Source organism: Pseudomonas sp. PS1(2021) (assembly GCF_020405165.1).
GTDB lineage: Bacteria > Pseudomonadota > Gammaproteobacteria > Pseudomonadales > Pseudomonadaceae > Pseudomonas > Pseudomonas aeruginosa.
The window spans coordinates 6,318,890-6,340,966 of sequence record NZ_CP084484.1 but is presented as its reverse complement, the minus strand read 5'-3'; the positions used below and the strand labels follow the sequence as shown (position 1 = coordinate 6,340,966).

The window sequence follows — 22,077 nt, the reverse complement described above, 5'->3', positions numbered from 1 at the left end:
CCCATCAAGATTTCAGAAAATCGTTCAGGTAAGCCTGGGAAAGCAGATCCCGGGCGATGGCGCAGGTCATTTGCCCTTCGAATGTACATTTCTCATGAACGAAATGAGCCTGGCGCCAGATTTGCTCATAGGCTTTCATTCGCTTCCGCGACACCAGCTCGCGCATGACCATGTAGCTTTTCACGCACCGATAAAAACGCTCTGCGGCCTGGTCGATCTCGTCCTTGTGCGTCTGGTAACCCCATATCACCGGCAGATTGGGAAACCCGTAGGCGTAGTCCACCAGATCGGCCTTCCACGCCAATATCGCTTTCTGACGCTCTTGCCGGCGCCACGAAAACAATGCTGCCCACGCCACCAGAAGGGTGAGTACGCCGGTGACAGCCGTGATCGCATCCATAATGCCCGCTGTATCGCACGCTTCCATGTTTCCTCCACGACGGCGCTCGCCGATCCTGTGCCGCGACTGCGCAAGGAAGCTTGCCAGGGCTTCCAACCAGCCATATATCTTGCCTAGGTGGCGACCTTCCGGCCAGCCCGCGAACCGACCGGGCTCCGCTTGCCTAAAGAACGCATCAGCACATAAGATGCATGCACACGCACTTATATGGAGTGGCGAGCCGATGAACCGCAGCGCCCTGGATTTCCGCCACTTCGTCGACCACCTGCGTCGCCAGGGTGACCTGGTGGACGTGCACACCGAGGTCGACGCCAACCTGGAGATCGGCGCCATCACCCGCCGGGTCTACGAACGCCGCGCACCCGCCCCGCTGTTCCACAACATCCGCGACAGCCTGCCCGGCGCGCGGGTACTGGGCGCGCCGGCCGGCCTGCGCGCCGACAGGGCCCGCGCCCATTCGCGCCTGGCGCTGCATTTCGGCCTGCCGGAACACAGCGGGCCGCGGGACATCGTGGCCATGCTGCGCGCCGCGATGCGCGCGGAACCGATCGCGCCGCGCCGGCTGGAGCGCGGGCCGGTGCAGGAAAACGTCTGGCTCGGCGAGCAGGTGGACCTGACCCGCTTCCCGGTCCCCTTGCTCCATGAGCAGGACGGCGGGCGCTATTTCGGCACCTACGGTTTCCACGTGGTACAGACGCCGGACGGCAGTTGGGACAGTTGGTCGGTGGGCCGGCTGATGCTGGTGGACCGCAACACCCTGGCGGGTCCGACCATTCCCACCCAGCACATCGGCATCATCCGCGAGCAATGGCGCCGCCTGGGCAAGCCGACGCCCTGGGCGATGGCCCTCGGCGCACCGCCGGCGGCACTCGCGGCGGCCGGCATGCCGTTGCCGGAGGGGGTCAGCGAAGCCGGCTACGTGGGCGCCCTGGTCGGCGAGCCGGTGGAGGTGGTGCGCACGCAGACCAACGGCCTGTGGGTTCCGGCCAATGCCGAGATCGTCCTGGAGGGCGAGATCAGCCTCGACGAAACCGCGCTGGAAGGCCCGATGGGCGAATACCACGGCTATTCCTTCCCCACCGGCAAGCCGCAGCCGCTGTTCCACGTCCATGCGCTGAGCTTCCGCGACCAGCCGATCCTGCCGATCTGCGTCGCCGGCACGCCACCGGAGGAAAACCACACCATCTGGGGCACCATGATTTCCGCGCAACTGCTGGACGTGGCGCAGAACGCCGGACTGCCGGTGGACATGGTCTGGTGCTCCTACGAGGCGGCGACCTGCTGGGCCGTGCTGTCGATCGACGTGCAACGCCTGGCGGCCCTGGGCACCGACGCCGCGGCCTTCGCCGCACGGGTCGCCGAGACCGTCTTCGGCTCGCATGCCGGACACCTGGTGCCGAAGCTGATCCTGGTCGGCAACGACATCGACGTCACCGAGATCGACCAGGTGGTATGGGCGCTGGCGACCCGCGCGCATCCGCTGCACGACCATTTCGCCTTCCCGCAGATCCGTGACTTCCCGATGGTTCCCTACCTCGATGCCGAGGACAAGGCACGAGGCAGCGGCGGTCGGCTGGTGATCAACTGCCTGTACCCGGAACAGTTCGCCGGGCAAATGCGTGCCGCTACGGCGTCGTTCCGCCACGCCTATCCGACGGCGCTGCGCAGGCGAGTCGAAGAACGCTGGAGCGACTACGGATTCGGCGACGCCTGAGCGCTACAATCCCCGCCCTGGCGAAAGAGGATCGAGGAAGGTGACCGGGCCAATGACCGAGACGAACGCACTGGGGCTGCCCCAAGGCCCGCTGTACCTGATGACGGAGATCGTCCGCCAGCGCGAACGGCAACTCACCGCCCTGCTTGCCCCTCTCGAACTGGGGCTGCATGAATGGCGTGCGTTGCGGATCATCCACGCCTTCGACGGTGACGTGCCGATGAGCGTGCTCATCGAGCACTCACAGACCGACCGCACTGCGCTGGGCCGGACCATCGAACGGCTGGTGCGGCGCGGCTGGGTCAGCCGCCTGCCGGATCCGGACGACGGGCGCGCCGTGCTGGTGCGCCGCAGCCCCGCGGCACAGGCGGTGTTCGAGCAGGCCCTGGCACAGGTCGCAGGGCTCGACGAAAGGCTGCTGGCGGGTCTCGGCTCCGGCCCGGAAGAAGAGGCGCTGACCCTCGTCCTGGGCAAGTTGCTGCGGGCCTTCGACGGGCTTTCCCGCGTGAGGCAATAGCCTTTCGAGGGCATCTCCGGGTTTGCGAAGCAACTCTCATCCCGGTCATGGACTGTCCATCCGGCCCCCTATTTGCTGGCCGATTGATAGCATGGGCGGCCTTCGCAAGCCCATTCGACCTGCAATGCCACGACACCCGCACACCACCCTGCTCCTCTGCCTTTGCCTGACCCTGCCCGGTTGCGAGAGCGGCCGCAGCTACAGCCTTTCCGAAGGCGCGCCTGTCACAGGCATCCGCATCCAGCGCGACGACCGCTCGCCGTTGCAGCGCCTGCGGGACTGCGAACGCCAGGGTTGCAGCGAGCGGCAGAAGATCGACCCGTTCACCCCCGATCCTGACTACCTGCGCGCGGAAGGCCACTTCCCGCTGCCCTGGTAAGCTTCCCTCTTCGCCCGTTCCCGACGGGCTTTTTTCCGTTCCCGACAGATACCCTCAGCTGCCCTCAGCGCTTTCCTACGCACCAAGAAGGAAAGCCTCTCGCCTCTCTCGGAACGAGCCGATTTCTCGGCAGTCGCCGTTCGCATTCCATTGGTCACCCAACGGCAACCAGGATCAGCCATCACTGGTCTGCCCTCGCATGGAAACGGCCGCGCCCCCGGCGCCCCATGTCCGGCCCCACCCGCTAAGTCCAGAGGACCGAAGATGAACGACTACATCGCCCGGCTGCGCGAGAAATACGACGCCCATTTCGGTTGTGCGCCCGCCATGACCCTGGATTGCCGGGACTTCTGGAGACACTGCGTAGCGGCGCCGGAAATGGCGGTCTTCGCTTATCGCCTGGAAAGCACCCGGCGGCCGCACCATGTGGTGATCACCGCCGGGATGAGCCAGGCACCGATGCATTTCGCGCCCTACATGGGCAAGGCGCGCTGGTCCGCCGAGCTGATCTGCTATCTCGACGAACTGGGCGGCGATGACCTGCGCCACCTGCAATGGCTCGCCGGCCTGCCATTCCACGAGCGCCTCGCCCTGGGACATGGACATGCGGTGGCGTTCGGCTTCCCGCTCTACGAGCAGAGCCTGCTGCGGCACTTCCTTCTCCTCCCGGCGCCGCTGGAGGAGGATGCCTCCCTGTTCGACGGCTTCGCCCTGTCGGCGCATCCGGTCGACCTGCTGTGGGTCGTGCCGTTGACCGAGCAGGAATACCAGGTGAACGTCAAGGAACACCTCGAGGGCATCGCCAGGCTGCTGACCGACGCCGGCCACCCGCTCAGCCTCGACCGGCACCGCCATTGCTACGTCACCGGCCAGTCGCCGGAAGGGCTCGCACGGGTGCTGCACTAGCCCCGCAGGGAAAGACTAATAGCGCGGGCCCTACCTTCGTCGGGAAAGCGATGATGACGTTTTTCAATCGGTTCGATGCCGTTTTCCCCGCTTGCCGATCCGCTCGCCGTCTACGATTCTTGCTGGACGTGAGAACGGCTCCGGAGGGGCGCGTATGAAAACCGTGGCACAACTGTTGAACGCCAAGCAGAACCAGCAGGTGTACACCATCGGAGCGGACGAGATGGTGCTCGACGCCCTGCGCCTGATGGCGGAAAAGAACATCGGCGCGCTGCTGGTGGTGAACCATGGCGAGGTGGTCGGGGTGGTCAGCGAGCGCGACTATGCGCGCAAGATGGTCCTCAAGGGCCGTTCGTCCATCGGTACGCCGATCAGCGCGATTATGAGCGCGCCGGTGGTCAGCGTGGACTCGAAGCAGAGCGTCGACACCTGCATGAACCTGATGACCGATCGCCACCTGCGCCACCTGCCGGTCGTGGAAGACGGCCAGTTGCTCGGCCTGCTGTCCATCGGCGACCTGGTCAAGGCGGCGATCGCCGAGCAGGCCGAGCTGATCCAGCAACTGGAACAGTACATCCGCGGCGACTGAAGCGTACATGCCAGCCCTGCCCTTTTCCCGCCGGCTCACGCGATAATCCGCGGCTGTTCCCGTTGCGAGCCGCCGCCATGTCCTCTCCGCCGAAGATCCGCCGCTACATTCCCGCCGACCGCGATGCCACCCTGGCCATCTGGCTGGAGGCCTCGCGCGTCGGCCACGGTTTCCTCGGCGAAGCCGAGTTGCAGAAGCAGAAGGCACTGGTTCGCGATCATTATCTGGATGCCTCGGAAACCTGGCTGGCGCTGGACGGCGATACGCCGCTGGGCTTCATCGGCCTGCTCGATGCCTTCATCGGCGGCCTTTTCGTCGCTCCGGCGGCCCACGGGCGCGGGATCGGCCGGCAACTGGTGGAGCACGCGGCAACCCTGAAGGGCGCGCTGGAAGTCGAGGTCTACGCCGCCAACCGCGAGGCGCTGGGGTTCTACGCGCGCTGCGGCTTCGTCGAGAGCGGCCGACGCCCGCGTGATGATGAGGGACGCGCGCTGGAGATCGTCCAGTTGCGCCGCGAACACTAGTCGCCCTTGCGGAAAGCGCTCGGCGAGACGCCGCTCAGGCGCTTGAAGAAACGGGTGAAGTAGGCCGGCTCGCTGAAGCCGAGGCGGTCGGCGATCTCGTTCACCGTCATCGCCGTGTAGACCAGGTCGCGCTTGGCCTCCAGCAGCAGGCGCTGGTGCACGATGCCCAGTGCGGTCTGCCCGCTGAGGCGGCGCGCCACGCTGTTCAGGTGTGCCGGGGAGATGCCCAGGCGACGCGCGTACTCGTCGATTCCCAGGTGCTCGCGGAAATGCCGCTCGACCAGTTGCGAAAAGACCGATAGGTATTCCTGACCACGACCCGGCCGTGCCTCCGCCCGCCGGACCATCACCTGCCGCCCCAGCCACACCGCCAGCACGCCGATCAGCGACTGCAACAACAGCTCGCGCGCTGGCGCTGCGCCAGCATACTCACCGTCTATGGCGTCGAACAGCGTGTCGATATAGCGCCGGTCCGCGCCCACCGGGTACAACCCCGGCGCCTCCAGCGCCTGGCGCTGCGCGCCGAGGTGCGCCTGCAAGCGCGCCAGCAACGGTGCGGCGAGCGTCAGCACGTAGCCGTCGATGCGCTCGGAGAACTGGAAGCCATGGATGCACAACGGCGGTACGAACTGGATGGAAGGCTGCTCGACGCGAGTCGGCTCGCCCTCGACCTGGAGCTGCGCCCAGCCCTTGCGCACGTAGAGCAACTGAGCGAGATCGGCGTGCCGGTGCGGCTTGATCTCCCAGTCGTGCAGACGACTGCGGGCGGGGATCGACTCGCAGTGCAGCAGGTCCGGGGTCGGCCATTCGAGGGGAGCGCCGTAGAGCTTGAACACCGGGACGTCGCGGATGGAGTCCGTCATCGAGCCCTCCGAGCGAAATGGCCGATTGCCGAACAGACTTTATAAAAGTCCAGAAATAGATCGGCAATTTGCCTTCTATAGCACTCCATGGCAAACAAAAATACAGCCACCTCCAGACAAGATCAGCGCCGGCGCATGCGCCGCCGGCCAGCCATAACAGCGAGAGGGCTATCCGCAATGAAGACTCAAGTCGCCATCATCGGCGCCGGTCCGTCCGGCCTCCTGCTCGGCCAGTTGCTGCACAAGGCCGGCATCGACAACGTGATCCTCGAACGCCAGACCCCGGACTACGTGCTCGGCCGCATCCGCGCCGGCGTGCTGGAACAGGGTATGGTCGACCTGCTGCGCGAGGCCGGCGTCGACCGGCGCATGGCGCGCGACGGGCTGGTCCACGAAGGCGTGGAGATCGCCTTCGCCGGGCAGCGCCGGCGCATCGACCTGAAGCGCCTGAGCGGCGGCAAGACGGTGACGGTCTACGGCCAGACCGAGGTCACCCGCGACCTCATGGAGGCCCGCGAAGCCTGCGGCGCCACTACCGTCTACCAGGCCGCCGAGGTGCGCCTGCACGACCTGCAAGGTGAGCGCCCCTACGTGACCTTCGAACGCGACGGCGAACGGCTGCGCCTGGATTGCGACTACATCGCCGGCTGCGATGGCTTCCACGGCATCTCGCGGCAATCGATCCCGGCGGAGCGGCTGAAGGTCTTCGAGCGGGTCTATCCGTTCGGCTGGCTCGGCCTGCTCGCCGACACCCCGCCGGTGAGCCACGAACTGATCTACGCCAACCATCCGCGCGGCTTCGCCCTGTGCAGCCAGCGTTCGGCCACCCGCAGCCGCTACTACGTGCAGGTGCCATTGTCGGAGAAGGTCGAGGACTGGTCCGACGAGCGCTTCTGGACGGAACTGAAGGCGCGACTCCCGTCCGAGGTGGCGGAGAAACTGGTGACCGGACCTTCGCTGGAGAAGAGCATCGCGCCGCTGCGCAGCTTCGTGGTCGAGCCGATGCAGCATGGCCGGCTGTTCCTCGCCGGCGACGCCGCGCACATCGTGCCGCCCACCGGCGCCAAGGGACTGAACCTGGCCGCCAGCGACGTCAGCACGCTCTACCGGCTGCTGCTGAAGGCCTACCGCGAAGGGCGCGGCGAACTGCTGGAACGCTACTCGGCAATCTGCCTGCGGCGGATCTGGAAGGCCGAACGCTTCTCCTGGTGGATGACTTCGGTGCTGCATCGCTTCCCCGACACCGACGCGTTCAGCCAGCGCATCCAGCAGACCGAACTGGAGTACTACCTGGGCTCCGAGGCGGGCCTGGCGACCATCGCCGAGAACTATGTCGGCCTGCCCTACGAGGAAATCGAGTAGGCCGCGCCACCCCGGCGCACCTTTCCCAAGGCGGGACGCAACGTTGGCGCAGGCGGATATCGACGAAAGACGGCCCACGGATCGATTCTCCCCGGCACCTGTCCTACCCCAGGCGCAGTATGATGCCCGCTGCCTTCGCGTTCCGTCCGCCCCAGGTGCCGTCTTGTCCGATCTCGCCCAGAACCCGCCCGCCGTCCGTACCGTCCTCGCCGGCCTGATGCTGTCGATCTTCCTCAGCGCCCTCGACCAGACCATCGTCGCCGTCTCCCTGCCGGCGATCTCGGCCGACTACGCCGACCTCGACCTGCTGGCCTGGGTGATCTCGGCCTACATGGTGGCGATGACCGTGTCGATGCCGATCTACGGCAAGCTCGGCGACCTCTACGGCCGCCGCCGTCTGATGCTCTTCGCCATCGTCGTGTTCACCGCCGCCTCGCTGCTTTGCGGGCTCGCGCAGAGCATGGGCCAACTGGTGCTGGCGCGAGTGCTGCAAGGGGTCGGCGCGGGCGGGCTGATGGCGGTGAGCCAGGCGATCATCGGCGACATCGTCCCGCCGCGCGAGCGCGGCCGCTACCAGGGTTACTTCAGCAGCATGTACGCCATCGCCAGCGTCGCCGGCCCGGTGCTCGGGGGCCTGCTCACCGAGTACCTGTCGTGGCGCTGGGTATTCTGGATCAACCTGCCGATCGGCCTTCTCGCGCTGGCCATCTCGCGGCGAACCCTGGTCGGCCTGCCGGTGCCGCGCCGGCAACCGGTGATCGACTACCTGGGCATCGTGCTGATGGTGGTGGGCCTCACCGCGCTGCTCCTGGCCATCACCCAGATCGGCCAGGGCGCAGCCTGGAGCGACCCTGCGCTGCTCGGCCTGTTCGCCCTGGCGGCGCTCGCCCTGCTGCTGTTCGTCGCCCAGGAGCGGCGCTTCCGCGAACCGCTGGTGCCGATGCAACTGTTCGCCGTCCGCGCCGCCACCCTCAGTTGGCTGGTTGCGTTCTTCGCCAGCTTCCAGGCCATCTCGCTGACCGTGCTGGTACCGCTGCGCTACCAGAGCGTTACCGGCGCCGGCGCCGACAGCGCCGCGCTGCATCTGCTGCCGCTGGTCATGGGCCTGCCGCTGGGCGCGTACTGCTGCGGGCGGCTGACCGCCAGCCTGGGACGCTACAAGCCGCTGATCCTGCTCGGCGCCGTCCTGTTGCCCTGCGGCATCGCCGGCCTGGCCCTGGTCCCGGTCGGCGACCACTGGCTGTCCGGGCTGTGCATGCTGCTCACCGGGATCGCCATCGGTACCCAGTTCCCGACCAGCCTGGTGGCCGCGCAGAACGCCGTGGAGCAACGCCACATCGGCGTCGCCACCAGCAACGCGACGTTGTTCCGCTCCCTCGGCGGGGCAGTCGGGGTGGCGCTGATGTCGGCGATCCTGCTGGCCCTGCTCAAGCACCTGCGGATCGGCGGCGGGCTCGACCAGGGCTTTTCCGAGAGCGCCCTGCTGAGCAGCCTGGACGCCGCCAGCGGGCCGGCCCGGGTGATCCTCCAGCATGTCCTCGCGGATGCCTTCAAGGTGCTCTTCCTGGTCAACGCGGCGGTGGCGCTGCTCGGCCTGGCGGTGGCCTCGGCACTGCCCGACATGACCCTGCGCGGCCGCGGCGCGACGCAACCGACGGCAGGCGAGTGAGCGGACGCCGATAATCGAACGCTTTCGTCCCGTCGGCGACGGCGTCCGGTTTACAAAAGTAACCGTTCGGTACATTTTCCCGGCATCGATGACATCATTGCTGTGGAGGCTGCGCCATGACGCGCACGGTACTGGTCCTGAACGGCCCCAACCTGAATCTGCTCGGCACCCGCGAGCCACAGACCTACGGCCGGCGGACCCTGGGCGAAATCGCCGACGAATGCGCGGCCTTCGCCGAGACGCGCGGCTTCGCCGTGGACTTCCGCCAGACCAACCAGGAAGGCCAACTGCTCGACTGGATCCACCAGGCCCGCGGCCGGGTCGCCGGCATCGTCATCAACCCCGCCGCCTGGACCCACACCTCGGTGGCGCTGCGCGACGCCCTGGCCGCGGTGGAACTGCCGGTGGTCGAAGTGCACCTGTCCAACGTCCACCAGCGCGAAGCGTTCCGCCACCACTCCTACGTCTCGCCGGTGGCGCTGGGAGTGATCTGCGGATTCGGCAGCCTCGGCTACCGCCTGGCCCTGGAACATTTCGCCGAGCGTTTCGAGGCGGCCGCATGAGCGCGCCGCGATCGGTTCTCGCCGGCCTGATCGGTGCCGGCATCCAGGCCTCGCGGACCCCTGCCCTGCACGAGCGCGAGGGCGACGCCCAGGGCATCCGCTATCTGTACCGGCTGATCGATCTCGACCCGCTGGGCAAGTCGGCGGACGACCTGGAGTTCCTGCTCGCCGCCGCCAGCGACCTCGGCTTCACCGGGCTGAACGTCACCTTCCCCTGCAAGCAGGCGATCATCCCCCTGCTCGACGACCTCTCCGCCGAGGCACGCGGCATCGGCGCGGTGAACACCGTGGTGCTGCGCGATGGCCGGCGCATCGGCCACAACACCGACTGCCTGGGCTTCGCCGAGGGCTTTCGGCGCGGCCTGGCCGACGCGCCGCGCCAGCGCGTGGTGCAGATGGGCGCGGGCGGCGCCGGCGCGGCAGTGGCCCATGCGCTGCTCGCCGAGGGCGTCGAGCGGCTGGCCCTGTTCGACGTCGACCCGGCGCGGGCCCAGGCCCTCGCGGACAACCTCAACCAGCACTTCGGCGCGCCACGAGCGCTCGCCGGCAGCGACCTGGCCGGCGCCCTGGGCGACGCCCAGGGATTGGTCAACACCACCCCGGTGGGCATGGCCAAGCTGCCCGGCATGCCGGTGCCGGCGGAACTGTTGCGCGCCGACCTGTGGGTCGCCGAGGTGATCTACTTTCCGCTGGAAACCGAGCTGCTGCGCCAGGCCCGCGCCCTCGGCTGCCGCACACTGGACGGCGGCACCATGGCGGTGTTCCAGGCGGTGAAGGCATTCGAACTGTTCAGCGGAGTAGAGGCTGACGCCGCGCGCATGCAGGCGCACTTCGCCAGCCTGGGCGACTGAATGGCGCCCCTCTCCCGCCAAGGGGAGAGGGGACCGGAGTCAGGCACGGATGTAGCGCAATACCGCCTCGCCAATCATCCGCCGGTGCCGCTGGCGAACCTCGGCGTCGTGCAGGTCGGTGCGAAAGATCCGCGACACGGTGTAGCGATTGGACACCCGGTAGAAGCAGAACGAACTGATCAGCATGTGCACGTCGAGCGCCTCCAGCCCGGCGCGGAACACCCCTTCCGCTTCGCCGCGGCGGAGAATCTCGGCGATGCTCTGGACGATCGAGCTGTTGACGCTCTGCACCAGTTCGCTGCTGGCGATGTGCTCGCCCTTGTGGATGTTCTCGATGCTGATGATGCGCACGAAATCCACATGCCGGTCGTGGTAGTCGAAGCTGAACTCCACCAGCTTCTCCATCGCCTTGGCCGGCGGCAGCGCGCCCAGCCGCAGGGTGCCCTCGATACCGCGGATGTCGCTGTAGAGCTTCTCCAGCACGGCCTGGTAGAGCTGCTCCTTGCTGCCGAAGTAGTAATAGATCATCCGCTTCGAGGTATGCGTGCGCTCGGCGATGGCGTCCACCCGCGCACCCGAGAGGCCCTGGGCGACGAACTCGTCGATGGCGGCGCGGAGGATGTCCTGGCGGGTCTTCTCGGGATTGTTCTTGCGTCCCTTGCCGCGCGGAGCGGATTCCTCCACGACGGCGGGATCAGGCTTGGACATCGGTGACTCACTCGTGGCCGGCGGGAATTGCGGCCGATTATGCGGGGCCCGCCCGGCTGTAGGAAGAGCACCTGCCGGAGCCCCGACAATTCTCACAGCTTGACCCGGCGCACACCCCGCCGCGCTTGCGCCATCGCCGCCAGGCGCACCGGCACGTTGGCCGCGCCGTAGCCGGCGTAGCCGTGGCGGCGCTGGAGGATCTCGAAGAAGAAGCGCTCCTCGAACGGCTCGGTGAACACATGGAACAGCTCGCCGCCCTGGGCGTCGCGGTCGTAGAGGACGTTGTAGTAGGCCAGTTCGCTGAGGAACTCGTCGTCGAAGTCGAAGCGCGCGGCGAGGTCGTCGTAATAGTTCAGCGGGATTTCCAGCAGTGCGACCCCGGCCTCCTTGGCCTGGGCCACGGCAGCGAAGATGTCGGCGCAATCGAAGGCGATGTGGTGCACGCCGGAACCGCGATAGCTGGACAGCGAACGGGCGATGGCGGTGTTGCGGTCCTCGGAAATGTTCAGCGGCAGGCGCACGCTGCCGCAGGGGCTACGCACGGCGCGACTGGTGACCAGGCCATAGGGGTCGGGCAGCACCACCTCGTCATCGGCGCCGAAGTCGAACAGGCTCTTGTAGAACAGCACCCAGCTGTCCAGGCCTTCGGCGGGCAGCGCCAGGGCCACGTGGTCGACGCGCCGCAGGCCGAGGCCGGAGGTGTCGGCGTCGTTCGTCACGAAGTCGCTGTCGTAGATGCTGCGGCCCTCGGTGTGCCGCTCGACCAGATACAGCAGGCTGCCGTCGAGGGCGCGCACCGCCGGGATTTCCCGCTCGTTGGGGCCGAGCAGTCCGCGGTACGGCTGGCCTCCGTACGCACGAGCGCGCTCCAGCGCCTGGCCGGCGTCACGCACGCGCAGCGCGGTGGCGCACAAGGACGGTCCGTGGGCCTCGAAGAAACCGTGGGCGAAGGAATAGGGCTCGGCGTTCAGTACCAGGTTGATGTCGCCCTGGCGCAACAGGCTGACATTCTTCGAACGGTGCTCGCCGGCCCTGGCGAAGCCCAGTCGTTGCAACCACTGGCCAAGGCGCGCGCCGAGCGTCTCGTCGACGGCGAACTCGAGGAACTCGATGCCGTCGCAGAGGCTCGCCGGCGGCGGCGCGAACAGCTCGTCCACCGCCACGTGCGGCGTCTGGCGTTGCAGGCGCTCGCGGGTCTTCTCCTCGAGGTAGAGCAGCGAGCGCAGGCCGTCGACGGCGTTGGCGCGGGTCGGCGCGGCGCGGAAGCCGTCGTTGAAGACCTCCAGCGACAGCGGACCGCGATAGCCGGACGCGACGACCGGCGCGAGGAAGCCTGCCAGGTCGAAGCCGCCCTGACCCGGGAAGCAGCGGAAGTGCCGGCTCCATTCCAGCACGTCCATTGCCAGCAAGGGCGCGTCGGCCATCTGCACGAAGAAGATCTTTTCCCCCGGAAGATCGGCGATGCCGCGGGGATCGCCGTCCAGCGAGAGGGTGTGGAAGCTGTCGAGGATCAGCCCGAGGTTCGCCTGGTCGGCCCGCCGCACCAGGTCCCAGGCCTGCTCCCAGGTGTTCACCTGGCGCCCCCAGGCCAGCGCCTCGTAGCCGATGCGCAGGCCGCGGACGGCGGCGCGCTCGGCCAGCTGCCGGAGGTCATCGGCCAGCAGCGCCGGTTCGCCGAGGGCATCGGCAGCGACGTTGCTGCACACCAGCACCAGGTCGGTGCCGAGTTCCTGCATCAGGTCGAACTTGCGTTCGGCGCGCTCCAGATTTCGCCCCAGGCGTTCCCGGCGGCAGCCCTCGAAGTCGCGGAACGGCTGGAACAGCAGGATCTCCAGGCCCAGGTCGGCACACAGCCGGCGTACGTCGCGCGGGCTGCCGTCGTAATGAAGCAGGTCGTTCTCGAAGATTTCCACCCCGTCGAAACCGGCGGCGGCGATGGCCTCGAGCTTTTCCGGCAGGGTGCCGCTCAGGGATACGGTGGCGATCGAACGCTGCATGCTTCGACTCCTCAATGCGCCCTACGGCGCCTGGCGCCGCGCGAGGGCCGGCGGCGGAACGGCGGAGGCGCGGATAGCCCGCGCGGGATGCGCCGGGAAGCCACTTCGGGTCGCTGAGACCGCTCGCCCGGCAAGCCGATTATTGGTTTGCGCCAACTGCCGGGCAACGCAAAATGTACGAACTGGTTAGTATTCCGTTCGAATATCGAACGGAAGCACGATTATCGAATTGACGCTTTTTCGACCAATCGCGCACCATCGCTGCCACCCGTGCAGGCCGTCCCGATCTGCCGGAAGCGCTCCGCGCTTCTTTCCGGGCACCTGCGCAACCCACGCGACATAACAATTTCAAGAATCGGGTACCCGCTCATGTCCATCGCCGACCTCTCCGTCCGCCCTCCATCCCGTCCGCTGGCCGCTCGTCCGGCCCGACCGCCCCTGGCCCGCTGACACCGGCGCGGCCCCTGGCCCGCCCGCGTGCAACCCAGAACGACAAATCCAGGCCGGGCGCCCAGGCACCGGCCGCCGAAAGGATGGCCCCGTCAATGATCCACTCTTCCAGCTCTCGACTGCTCGCCGCCGACGCCCCGCGGGAATCCCGCGGCGGCAGGATCCGCAACGCCTTCGCCGTCGGCCGGACGCGCTGGGGCATGCTCGCCCTGGTGTTCTTCGCCACCACCCTGAACTACATCGATCGCGCCGCCCTCGGCGTGATGCAGCCGATCCTGGCCGAGAAGATGAGCTGGACGGCGATGGACTACGCCAACATCAACTTCTGGTTCCAGGTCGGCTACGCCATCGGCTTCATCCTCCAGGGCCGCTTCATCGACAAGGTCGGGGTCAAGCGCGCGTTCTTCCTCGCCGTGCTGCTCTGGAGCCTGGCCACCGGCGCCCACGGCCTGGCGACCTCGGCGGCGGGCTTCATGGTCTGTCGCTTCATCCTCGGCCTGACCGAGGCGGCCAACTACCCGGCCTGCGTGAAGACCACCCGCCTGTGGTTCCCCGCCGGGGAACGGGCGGTGGCCACCGGCATCTTCAACGCCGGCACCAATGTCGGCGCGATGGTCACCCCGGCCCTGTTGCCGCTGATCCTCAGCGTCTGGGGCTGGCAGGCGGCGTTCCTCTGCATGTCGGCACTGGGCCTGGTCTGGCTGGTGTTCTGGTGGCGCAACTACTACAACCCCGAGGAGCATCCGCGGGTGAAGCAGAGCGAGCTGGAATACATCCAGCAGCAGGAGCCGCCCGCCACCCGCGTGCCCTTCTCGCAGATTCTCCGCCGCCGCGGCACCTGGGCCTTCGCCCTGGCCTACTCGATCACCGCGCCGGTGTTCTGGTTCTACCTCTACTGGCTGCCGCCGTTCCTCAACCAGCAGTACGGCCTGGGCATCAGCGTGACGCAGATGGGCATCCCGCTGATCCTGATCTGGTTGACCGCCGACTTCGGCAGCGTCGGCGGCGGCATCCTTTCGTCCTGGCTGATCGGCCGCGGCATGCCGGCGATCCGCGCGCGCCTGCTGTCGATGCTGCTGTTCGCCTGCACCATCGTCGGCGTGGTGTTCGCCGCCAACGCCAGCGGCCTGTGGATCGCCGTGCTGGCCATCGCCCTGGCGGTCGGCGCGCACCAGGCGTGGACGGCGAACATCTGGAGCCTGGTGATGGACTACACGCCCAAGCACCTGATGAGCACGGTGTTCGGCTTCGGCGGCATGTGCGCGGCGCTGGGCGGGATGTTCATGACCCAGATCGTCGGCGGCGTACTGACCGCGACGAACAACAACTACGCGGTGCTCTTCACCATGATCCCGGCGATGTACTTCATCGCCCTGACCTGGCTGTACTTCATGGCTCCGCGCCGGATCGAAGCCTGAGTCCAAGCGCCCGGCGCTCGCCGGGCACCTCCCTGCCTAGAGAACAAGAACGAAGGGACACACCCATGTCGCACCCGAGCCACGTCCGCGCGCTCTGCGCTTCCCTCTGCCTGGGCGCCGGCCTGCCAGTCCATGCCGGGCAAGGTTTCCTCGAAGATGCCAAGGCCAGCCTCACCGCGCGCAATTTCCACCTGCACCGCAACTTCGTCGGCGATGCCAGCCAGGGCAAGGCCGAGGAGTGGACGCAGAGCTTCATCCTCGACGCCCGCTCCGGCTTCACCCAGGGCAGCGTCGGCTTCGGCCTCGATGTCCTCGGTCTCTACAGCCTGAAGCTGGATGGCGGCAAGGGAACGGCCGGCACCCAACTGCTGCCGATCCACGACGACGGCCGCCCGGCCGACGACTTCGGACGCCTGGCGGTGGCCGGCAAGCTGCGCGTCTCGAACAGCGAACTGAAGATCGGCGAATGGATGCCGGTGCTGCCGATCCTCCGCTCCGACGATGGCCGCTCGCTGCCGCAGACCTTCCGCGGCGGCCAGCTCAGCGCCAACGAGATCACCGGCCTGACCCTCTACGCCGGCCAGTTCCGCGGCAACAGCCCGCGCAACGACGCAAGCATGCAGGACATGTCGCTGTTCGGCCGGCCAGCCGCCACTTCCGACCGCTTCGATTTCGCCGGCGGCGAATATCGCTTCAATGGCGAACGCAGCCTGCTCGGCCTGTGGAACGCCGAGCTGAAGGACATCTACCGCCAACAGTACCTGCAACTGCAACACAGCCAGCCGCTCGGCGACTGGCTGCTGGGCGCCAACCTCGGCGGATTCCGTGGCCGCGACGCTGGCAGCGCGCGCGCCGGCAAGCTCGATAACCGCACCGTTTCCGCGCTGTTCTCCGCGCGCTACGGGCTGCATACCCTCTATCTCGGCCTGCAGAAGATCAGTGGCGACGACGGCTGGATGCGGGTCAACGGCACCAGCGGCGGAACCCTGGCCAACGACAGCTACAACGCCAGCTACGACAATCCCGGCGAGCGCTCCTGGCAACTGCGCTACGACTTCGACTTCGTTGGCCTCGGCCTACCCGGCCTGACCTTCATGACCCGCTACCTGCATGGCGACCATGTGCGCCTGGCCGGAGTCACCGACGACGGCAGCGAATGGGGACGCGAGAGCGAGCTGGGCTACACGCTGCAGAGCGGCGCCTTCAAGCGTCTCAACGTCCGCTGGCGCAACTCCAGCCAGCGCCGCGACTGGGGCAGCAATACCCGCTTCGACGAGAACCGGCTGATCGTCAGCTATCCGCTGAGCCTGTTGTGAAGCCTACGCGCCGACCCCGTTGCGTTCAGCGGCCACGGCGCCAGGCGACCACCAGGCCGCTGGCGCAGATGACGAGGATGCCGAGCAGCGCCCAGGCATCCGGCACGTGGCCGAACACCAGCAGGCCGAGCAGGCCGGCGAAGATGATCTGGCCATAGCTGAACGGCGCCAGGGTCGCCGGCGGCGCATGGCGGAAGGCCTGGGTCAGCAGCAGGTGGCCGCCCATGCCGCAACCGCCTAGGGCGATCATCATCAGGCCGTGGAGAAGACTTGGAGTCTGCCAGAAGAACGGCACCAGCAGGCTCATGATGAGCGTGTTGAAGATGCCGGCGAGGAAGTTGCTGGTGGTCGGGCTGTCGCTGTTGGCGAGCATCCGCGTGAGCAGTTGGTAGAGCCCGAAGCACAGCGCCGAGCCGAGCGGGAACAACGCCGCCGGGGTGAACAGCGCGCCACCGGGACGCACGATGAAGAGCACGCCGATGAAGCCGGTGAGCACCGCCAGCCATTGGCCGAGGCTGACCTTCTCCTTCAGCAGCGGCACGGATAACGCGGTCACCAGCAGCGGTGCCAGGAAGTTCACCGCGGTCGCCTCGGCCAAGGGCAGGTAGCGCAGGCCGGTGGTGAAGAACAGGCTGGTGCCGATCAGGCACAGCGCCCGCGCCAACTGCATGAGCGGACGGCGGCTGCGGATCACCGCGAGGCCGTTGCGCGGCACGAACACGGCGACCATCAACAGGGTGTGCACCAGGTAGCGGGCCCAGACCACCATGACGATCGGGTAGAAACCGGAAAGGAACTTGGACAACCCGTCGTGGCTGGCGAACAGGAACACCGCGGCACAGATCAGCAGGATGCCGCGCAGGGTCTGGTCGCTGGCGGGCAGCGGGGAGGTGGATGCGTTCATCGGAGGGTCCGGGCACCAGGGCAAATCGATAGCAGGCTATTTATTCTGACGGTACCCGCCATCGAGGAAAGAAACGATCGGCTTCAACGTTTGGAAACTATAGAACCCCGTTCCATTATGCAAACGGGCAACCTGCCTGCGCGGTGGCGCTACAGGCGGGCGAGCAGCGCCCGGGTCCGCTCGATCGCCAGCCGCGCCCGCTCCGCGCCATCCACGCCGCGCGCGAGCAGATCCAGCGCGGGCACCTCCAGGCTCAGCGGCAGGTTCTCCGGCAAGGCGCGCAGCAGCGCCAGCAGATCGAGCCCGCCATCGCCAGGGAAGCGCCGTTCCTCGCGGGCCTGGCGAAGGATTTCGTCCATCGACGTCGGACGCGGCCCGACGACATCGCAGAGTTGCGCGTAGCCCAGGCGCGCAGGCGGGATCGCCCGCAGGTCTTCCAGGCTGCTGGCCGAGCGGTCGAAATGGAAGGCGTCCAGCAACAGGCCGGCGTTATCCCGCGCCGCCGCCTCGACCACCCGCGCGGCCTGCCGCAGGTCGCGGATCCCGGTCCAGGGCATGAACTCCAGGTGCGGGTCGAGGCCGAGCGGCCGCGCCAGGTCGCACAACGCGGCGAAATTGTCCGCGCTGCGCCGTTCGTCGTCATCGTTGCCGGCCACCAGCACATAGCGCGCGCCGAACTCGGCGCCGACCTCCAGCACCGCGGCGAACTCGCCGACGCGGGTGTCCGGACGCAGGCGCAGGATCTCCACGTCCAGCGTGCGCACTCCGCTGTCGCGCAGCCGCGCCAGGGTCCGCCGGCGCAGGCCGGCATCGGCCAGCAGCGGATAGTGGTGCTCTTCCACGGTGGCCGGCACCAGGCGCAGGCCGACATGACTGTAGCCGGCGCGGGCGGCAGCCTCGACCATGTCCGGGGGCGACAGCTCGAGCACGGTGAGCGCCGCCAGGGAAAGAATCCTCGATTCCATGCACTACCTCATCGTCAGCGGTTCAGAAACTGGCCGGCGCGCAGGCCCAGCCACTGCGCGCGGCCTCGCGAACCGCCTCGACCAGCGCCAGGGTGCGAGCGGCGTCGGTGGCATCCATCAATGGCGCTTCCTCGCCCCGCGCGACCCGGACGAAGTGCTCTAGCTGGCGTTGCAGGGGATCGCCTGTCGCCACGGCCTCCTCGCTGGCCGCCAGCGGGTCGTGCCAGCCCTGCCGGGCCTCGGCGTAGCTCCAGCGGCGGAGCTGGGGAAGGCTCAGGGCACCCTCGGTGCCGGCCAGCAGGTAGCAGGGTTGCTCGGCCTGGCGCGGATAGACCGGGTTCTCCCCGGCTGCCAGCTCCCAGCTCCAGGGCGCCGCCGCAGCGTCGCAACCGGTCAGGCTGCCCAGGGCGCCATTGGCGAAGCGCAGGAGCAGCGCGATGTTGTCTTCGTTGGGCAGGCCACGGATAGCGTTGCCGGCCAGCGCCTGCACCTCCCGCACTTCCCCGCACAGGTGGCGGAGCAGGTCGAGGTCATGGATCAGGTTGGTCAGCAACATTCCCGCGCCGGGCTCGCGACGCCAGGCCACCTCGAAATAACTGTCGGGCTTCTTCAACTGCCAGAGCGCGGTGACCGACAGCAACCGACCGAGCGCGCCCTCGGCGATCAATTGGCGCGCCCGCACGACCAGCGGATTGTGCCGACGATGGTGACCGACCAGCAGCGGAACGCCAGATCGCCGGGCGACGGCCACCAGCTCGCTCACTTCGTCGAGCTGCACGCCGACCGGTTTTTCCAGCAGCAGCGGCACCCCGGCGGCGAGGCAGTCGAGGGCGGTGGCGACATGCAGGTTGTTCGGATTGGCGACGATCGCCGCTTGCGGCCGGGCTTCTTCCAGCAACCTCCGATGATCGCCGAACCAGGGCACGCCGGCGTCCGCGGCGAACGCCTGGCCCTGCGGATCGGCCACCGCACACAGGCGCGCACCGGCGATTCGCTGCAAGCGGTGGTAATGCTGGCGGCCCATATTGCCGGCGCCGATGAGGGCGATGCGAAGCGGTGCGTCCAAGGCGGTCCCCAATCGTTGTTTTCTTGTTCGCTTCATGATTCCAGAACGTCGTTCCAGATTTAGCGAGGGAGATTATTTGAACGAATGGCTGGCCCCGCGCAAGAGCGCTTCGAGACGGCACTACCGCCGGCGCATCCATGGAAGTGCGGAAAGGCCCGCCGCATGCGGGCTCGTGACAGGCAAGAAAGCGTTCGCTATTCGAACGCTGATGTCGGGAAAGGACTGGGGCCGGGCCGGATGGCTCAGCGGAACAGCTCGGACGCCTGGCTGGCGTGGGACAGGTCCTGCGCCGCGGCCAGGAGCAGGGGCACCAGTTCGTGCATGCGCGCCTCGCCGAAGCGTGCGCTCGGCCCGGCCACGCTGAGCACGCCGAGAGCCCGTCCGTCCTCGGGGTGGCGCACCAGTGCGGCCATCGCCGCCATGCCCGGCGCCGAGCATTCGATCTGCCAGGCATAGCCGTGCTCGCGGGCGCGCTTCAGGTAGCGCAGCAGCTCGCTCCTGGAGCGCGGCGCGTTGGGACCGAAGTCCCGCGCCGCCCCTACGCCCTGGCGCTCCACCAGCGCCAGCGCCGCCTTGTCGCTCAGGCTGGCCAGCCAGGCGTGCCCGGATGCGGTGTAGAACAGCGGCGCCTCGCGCCCCATGTCGGGGTCGTAGCGTAGCCCGGAGGTGGCGCCCTGGGACTTGGCGATCCAGGTCTGGCGATCGCCTTCGATCACCCCCAGGCGCACCAGTTCGCCGGTCTCCCGGGCGAGCCCGTCGAGCACCGGCTGGACCAGGTCGACCACCCCGCTGGAAGCGAGGAAGCGGAAGCCCAGCGCGGCCAGGCGGGTGCTGAGGCGGTAGCGGCTGGTGTCGTCGTCCTGGCGCACGTAGCCGAGCCGGATCAGCTCGGCGAGCATGCGGTGCGCGGCGCTCTTGGGGATATCCAGGCGGTCCGCCAGTTGTTGCAGGGGCAGGCCACGGGCATCGCTGGCGAGGAGTTCGAGCAAGCCGAGGGCGCGTTCGATGAGGCTACCGGCCATGGAGGGGCGTTCCTGAGTCGAGGAAAGGCAGGATTCTAGAATCTGGTTCCGGATTTTCACAGCCTGGCGAAGGTCGAGATTTCACAGGGTTTCGTTCGATCAGCGAACCGATAAACGATTATCGGATTGCCACTCCCCATGGCCCTCCGTAATGTGTCTGCACCCCGGCAGGCCGAGCGCCTCCGCTACAAAAACAACAGGGGAATCCCGACATGCCGCAGCACGCCTTGCCTTCCGCCGCCTGCACCTGAGCCACGCGTCCGACCCTCGTCCCACGCCCTCACTCTCGCCGCGGAACCCGTCCCATGAACAGCCCCAGCCTGCCCGCCGTCGAACGACTCGACGTGCAAGCCTTCATCAATGCCCAGCCGCTTTCGCCGTACCAATGGCGGATCGTCCTGCTGTGCTTCCTGATCGTCTTCCTCGATGGCCTCGACACCGCCGCGATGGGCTTCATCGCTCCGGCGCTGACCCAGGACTGGGGCATCGACCGCGCCAGCCTCGGGCCGGTGATGAGCGCCGCGCTGATCGGCATGGTCTTCGGCGCCCTCGGCTCCGGACCGCTGGCCGACCGCTACGGACGCAAGCTGGTATTGGTCGCGGCGGTCTTCCTCTTCGGCCTGTTCAGCCTGGCCTCGGCCTACAGCACCAACGTCGAGCAACTGCTGGCGCTGCGCTTCCTCACCGGCCTCGGCCTCGGCGCGGCGATGCCCAACGCCACCACCCTGCTTTCCGAATACACCCCCGAGCGCCTCAAGTCGCTGCTGGTGACCAGCATGTTCTGTGGCTTCAACCTGGGCATGGCCTGCGGCGGATTCGTCTCGGCGAAGCTGATCCCGCTGTTCGGCTGGCACAGCCTGCTGCTGCTCGGCGGCCTGCTACCGCTGGTCCTGGCGGTAGTCCTGCTGTTCCGCCTGCCGGAATCGGCGCGCTACCTGGTGGTGCGCAACCGCGGCAGCGAGCGGGTACGCCAGGTGCTGGCCCCCATCGCCCCGGCGCAGGTGGCGCTGGCACGGAGTTTCCACGTCCCCGAGCAGCAGACGGTGCAGGCCCGCAACGTGTTCGCGGTGATCTTTTCCGGTACCTACAGCGCCGGCACCCTGCTGCTCTGGCTGACCTACTTCATGGGCCTGGTGATCGTCTACCTGCTCACCAGCTGGCTGCCGACCCTGATGCGCGATAGCGGCGCGAGCCTGGAGCAGGCGGCGTTCATCGGCGCGCTGTTCCAGTTCGGCGGGGTGCTCAGCGCCGTAGCGGTGGGCTGGGCGATGGATCGCTTCAACCCGCACAAGGTGATCGGCCTGTTCTACCTGCTGGCGGGGGTGTTCGCCTGGTGCGTCGGCCAGAGCCTCGGCCAGGTCACCCTGCTGGCGACCCTGGTGCTGCTGGCCGGCATGTGCATCAACGGCGCGCAGTCGGCGATGCCGTCGCTGGCGGCGCGCTTCTATCCGACCCAGGGGCGGGCCACGGGGGTCTCCTGGATGCTCGGTATCGGCCGCTTCGGCGCCATCCTCGGCGCCTGGATCGGCGCCACCCTGCTGGGCCTGGGCTGGAACTTCGAACAGGTGCTGACCGCCCTGGTGCTGCCGGCTGCACTGGCCACCGCCGCGGTGCTGCTGAAGGGGTTGGTCAGTCACGCGGATGCGGGGTGAAACTGCCCCATCGCGTAGGACGCATAACCGCTTGCGGTTATCCGCCGCCGGGCTTCGGTGTATCGGCGGATAACGCCGGTGGCGTTATTCGCCCTACCCCAGGGGTCGGCATCGCGTAGGGCGTATAACCGCTTGCGGTTATCCGCCGTCGGGCTTCGGTGTATCGGCGGATAACGCCGGTGGCGTTATCCGCCCTACTCCAGGGGTCGGCATCGCGTAGGGCGTATAACCGCTCGCGGTTA

At 67.8% G+C, this 22,077-nt stretch carries 21 protein-coding genes; 13 read left to right on the top strand and 8 right to left on the bottom strand.

Features of this window, described 5'->3' with window-relative positions; all coding sequences use genetic code 11:
* Nucleotides 1–4: 4 nt before the first annotated feature.
* Nucleotides 5–427 carry a hypothetical protein gene (locus tag LE197_RS30140; protein WP_057386692.1) on the bottom strand — a complete coding sequence of 141 codons (423 nt, stop codon included), beginning with the start codon at nucleotides 425–427 and terminating at the stop codon, nucleotides 5–7.
* 196 nt (nucleotides 428–623) lie between these two features.
* On the opposite strand from LE197_RS30140, the gene hudA reads away from it, so the two are divergent.
* The 6 genes from hudA (at nucleotide 624) to LE197_RS30110 (ending at nucleotide 5,029) form a co-directional block, all read left to right on the top strand.
* A complete protein-coding gene (hudA, locus tag LE197_RS30135) occupies nucleotides 624–2,114 on the top strand; it encodes a UbiD family decarboxylase HudA (protein WP_057386691.1) in 1,491 nt (496 codons plus the stop codon).
* 40 nt (nucleotides 2,115–2,154) lie between these two features.
* The gene (locus LE197_RS30130) at nucleotides 2,155–2,631 is read left to right on the top strand and encodes a MarR family winged helix-turn-helix transcriptional regulator (protein WP_003121665.1); all 477 of its coding nucleotides are present in this window, start codon (nucleotides 2,155–2,157) and stop codon (nucleotides 2,629–2,631) included.
* A gap of 91 nt (nucleotides 2,632–2,722) precedes the next feature.
* Nucleotides 2,723–3,010, top strand: coding sequence for a hypothetical protein (locus LE197_RS30125; protein WP_003123838.1), 288 nt, complete (start codon nucleotides 2,723–2,725; stop codon nucleotides 3,008–3,010).
* Nucleotides 3,011–3,274: 264 nt separating this feature from the next.
* Nucleotides 3,275–3,916, top strand: coding sequence for a suppressor of fused domain protein (locus LE197_RS30120; protein ID WP_003118118.1), 642 nt, complete (start codon nucleotides 3,275–3,277; stop codon nucleotides 3,914–3,916).
* A gap of 154 nt (nucleotides 3,917–4,070) precedes the next feature.
* Nucleotides 4,071–4,505 (top strand): CBS domain-containing protein, encoded by a 435-nt coding sequence (locus LE197_RS30115; RefSeq protein ID WP_003112686.1) that lies wholly within the window; start codon nucleotides 4,071–4,073, stop codon nucleotides 4,503–4,505.
* Between the two features lie 77 nt (nucleotides 4,506–4,582).
* Entirely contained in the window at nucleotides 4,583–5,029 is a 447-nt protein-coding gene (locus LE197_RS30110) for a GNAT family N-acetyltransferase (protein WP_016852339.1), read from the top strand.
* On the opposite strand, the gene LE197_RS30105 is transcribed toward LE197_RS30110, so the two are convergent.
* Nucleotides 5,026–5,892 (bottom strand): helix-turn-helix domain-containing protein, encoded by an 867-nt coding sequence (locus tag LE197_RS30105; RefSeq protein ID WP_031631629.1) that lies wholly within the window; start codon nucleotides 5,890–5,892, stop codon nucleotides 5,026–5,028. The two genes, LE197_RS30110 and LE197_RS30105, sit on opposite strands and share 4 nt — an antisense overlap.
* A 177-nt stretch (nucleotides 5,893–6,069) precedes the next feature.
* On the opposite strand from LE197_RS30105, the gene pobA reads away from it, so the two are divergent.
* The 4 genes from pobA (at nucleotide 6,070) to LE197_RS30085 (ending at nucleotide 10,337) form a co-directional block, all read left to right on the top strand.
* Entirely contained in the window at nucleotides 6,070–7,254 is a 1,185-nt protein-coding gene (gene pobA, locus LE197_RS30100; RefSeq protein ID WP_003112685.1) for a 4-hydroxybenzoate 3-monooxygenase, read from the top strand.
* 163 nt (nucleotides 7,255–7,417) lie between these two features.
* Nucleotides 7,418–8,923, top strand: a complete 1,506-nt coding sequence (locus LE197_RS30095) for an MDR family MFS transporter (RefSeq protein ID WP_023089560.1) — start codon at nucleotides 7,418–7,420, stop codon at nucleotides 8,921–8,923.
* A gap of 116 nt (nucleotides 8,924–9,039) precedes the next feature.
* Nucleotides 9,040–9,486, top strand: a complete 447-nt coding sequence (aroQ, locus tag LE197_RS30090) for a type II 3-dehydroquinate dehydratase (protein ID WP_003106162.1) — start codon at nucleotides 9,040–9,042, stop codon at nucleotides 9,484–9,486.
* The gene (locus LE197_RS30085) at nucleotides 9,483–10,337 is read left to right on the top strand and encodes a shikimate dehydrogenase (protein WP_023089561.1); all 855 of its coding nucleotides are present in this window, start codon (nucleotides 9,483–9,485) and stop codon (nucleotides 10,335–10,337) included. Before aroQ ends, LE197_RS30085 begins: the two co-directional genes overlap by 4 nt.
* 39 nt (nucleotides 10,338–10,376) lie before the next feature.
* On the opposite strand, the gene LE197_RS30080 is transcribed toward LE197_RS30085, so the two are convergent.
* Both LE197_RS30080 and quiC read right to left on the bottom strand, forming a co-directional pair.
* On the bottom strand, nucleotides 10,377–11,045 hold the full coding sequence (locus LE197_RS30080; RefSeq protein ID WP_003101858.1) for a TetR/AcrR family transcriptional regulator: 669 nt from the start codon (nucleotides 11,043–11,045) through the stop codon (nucleotides 10,377–10,379).
* A gap of 92 nt (nucleotides 11,046–11,137) precedes the next feature.
* Nucleotides 11,138–13,042 (bottom strand): 3-dehydroshikimate dehydratase QuiC, encoded by a 1,905-nt coding sequence (gene quiC, locus LE197_RS30075; protein ID WP_017148898.1) that lies wholly within the window; start codon nucleotides 13,040–13,042, stop codon nucleotides 11,138–11,140.
* A gap of 545 nt (nucleotides 13,043–13,587) precedes the next feature.
* Here quiC and LE197_RS30070 point away from each other — a divergent pair.
* Together LE197_RS30070 and LE197_RS30065 are read left to right on the top strand one after the other, a co-directional pair.
* Entirely contained in the window at nucleotides 13,588–14,910 is a 1,323-nt protein-coding gene (locus LE197_RS30070) for an MFS transporter (protein ID WP_023086784.1), read from the top strand.
* A gap of 65 nt (nucleotides 14,911–14,975) precedes the next feature.
* Nucleotides 14,976–16,226: an OprD family porin gene (locus tag LE197_RS30065; RefSeq protein WP_023120047.1), complete on the top strand. Its 1,251-nt coding sequence runs from the start codon at nucleotides 14,976–14,978 to the stop codon at nucleotides 16,224–16,226.
* 25 nt (nucleotides 16,227–16,251) lie between these two features.
* Here LE197_RS30065 and LE197_RS30060 read toward each other — a convergent pair whose 3' ends face one another.
* From LE197_RS30060 to LE197_RS30045, 4 genes are all read right to left on the bottom strand, one after another.
* A complete protein-coding gene (locus LE197_RS30060; RefSeq protein WP_003101866.1) occupies nucleotides 16,252–17,130 on the bottom strand; it encodes a DMT family transporter in 879 nt (292 codons plus the stop codon).
* A 149-nt stretch (nucleotides 17,131–17,279) separates the two neighbouring features.
* Complete coding sequence (locus tag LE197_RS30055) at nucleotides 17,280–18,095, bottom strand: sugar phosphate isomerase/epimerase family protein (protein WP_003084082.1); 816 nt, start codon at nucleotides 18,093–18,095, stop codon at nucleotides 17,280–17,282.
* A 22-nt stretch (nucleotides 18,096–18,117) separates the two neighbouring features.
* Nucleotides 18,118–19,161 carry a Gfo/Idh/MocA family protein gene (locus tag LE197_RS30050; protein ID WP_079743183.1) on the bottom strand — a complete coding sequence of 348 codons (1,044 nt, stop codon included), beginning with the start codon at nucleotides 19,159–19,161 and terminating at the stop codon, nucleotides 18,118–18,120.
* 242 nt (nucleotides 19,162–19,403) lie between these two features.
* A complete protein-coding gene (locus LE197_RS30045) occupies nucleotides 19,404–20,183 on the bottom strand; it encodes an IclR family transcriptional regulator (RefSeq protein ID WP_033944041.1) in 780 nt (259 codons plus the stop codon).
* 305 nt (nucleotides 20,184–20,488) lie between these two features.
* Between LE197_RS30045 and LE197_RS30040 the strand changes: the two genes are divergently transcribed.
* Nucleotides 20,489–21,835 (top strand): 4-hydroxybenzoate transporter PcaK, encoded by a 1,347-nt coding sequence (locus tag LE197_RS30040; RefSeq protein ID WP_003101875.1) that lies wholly within the window; start codon nucleotides 20,489–20,491, stop codon nucleotides 21,833–21,835.
* The last annotated feature ends 242 nt before the right edge of the window (nucleotides 21,836–22,077 follow it).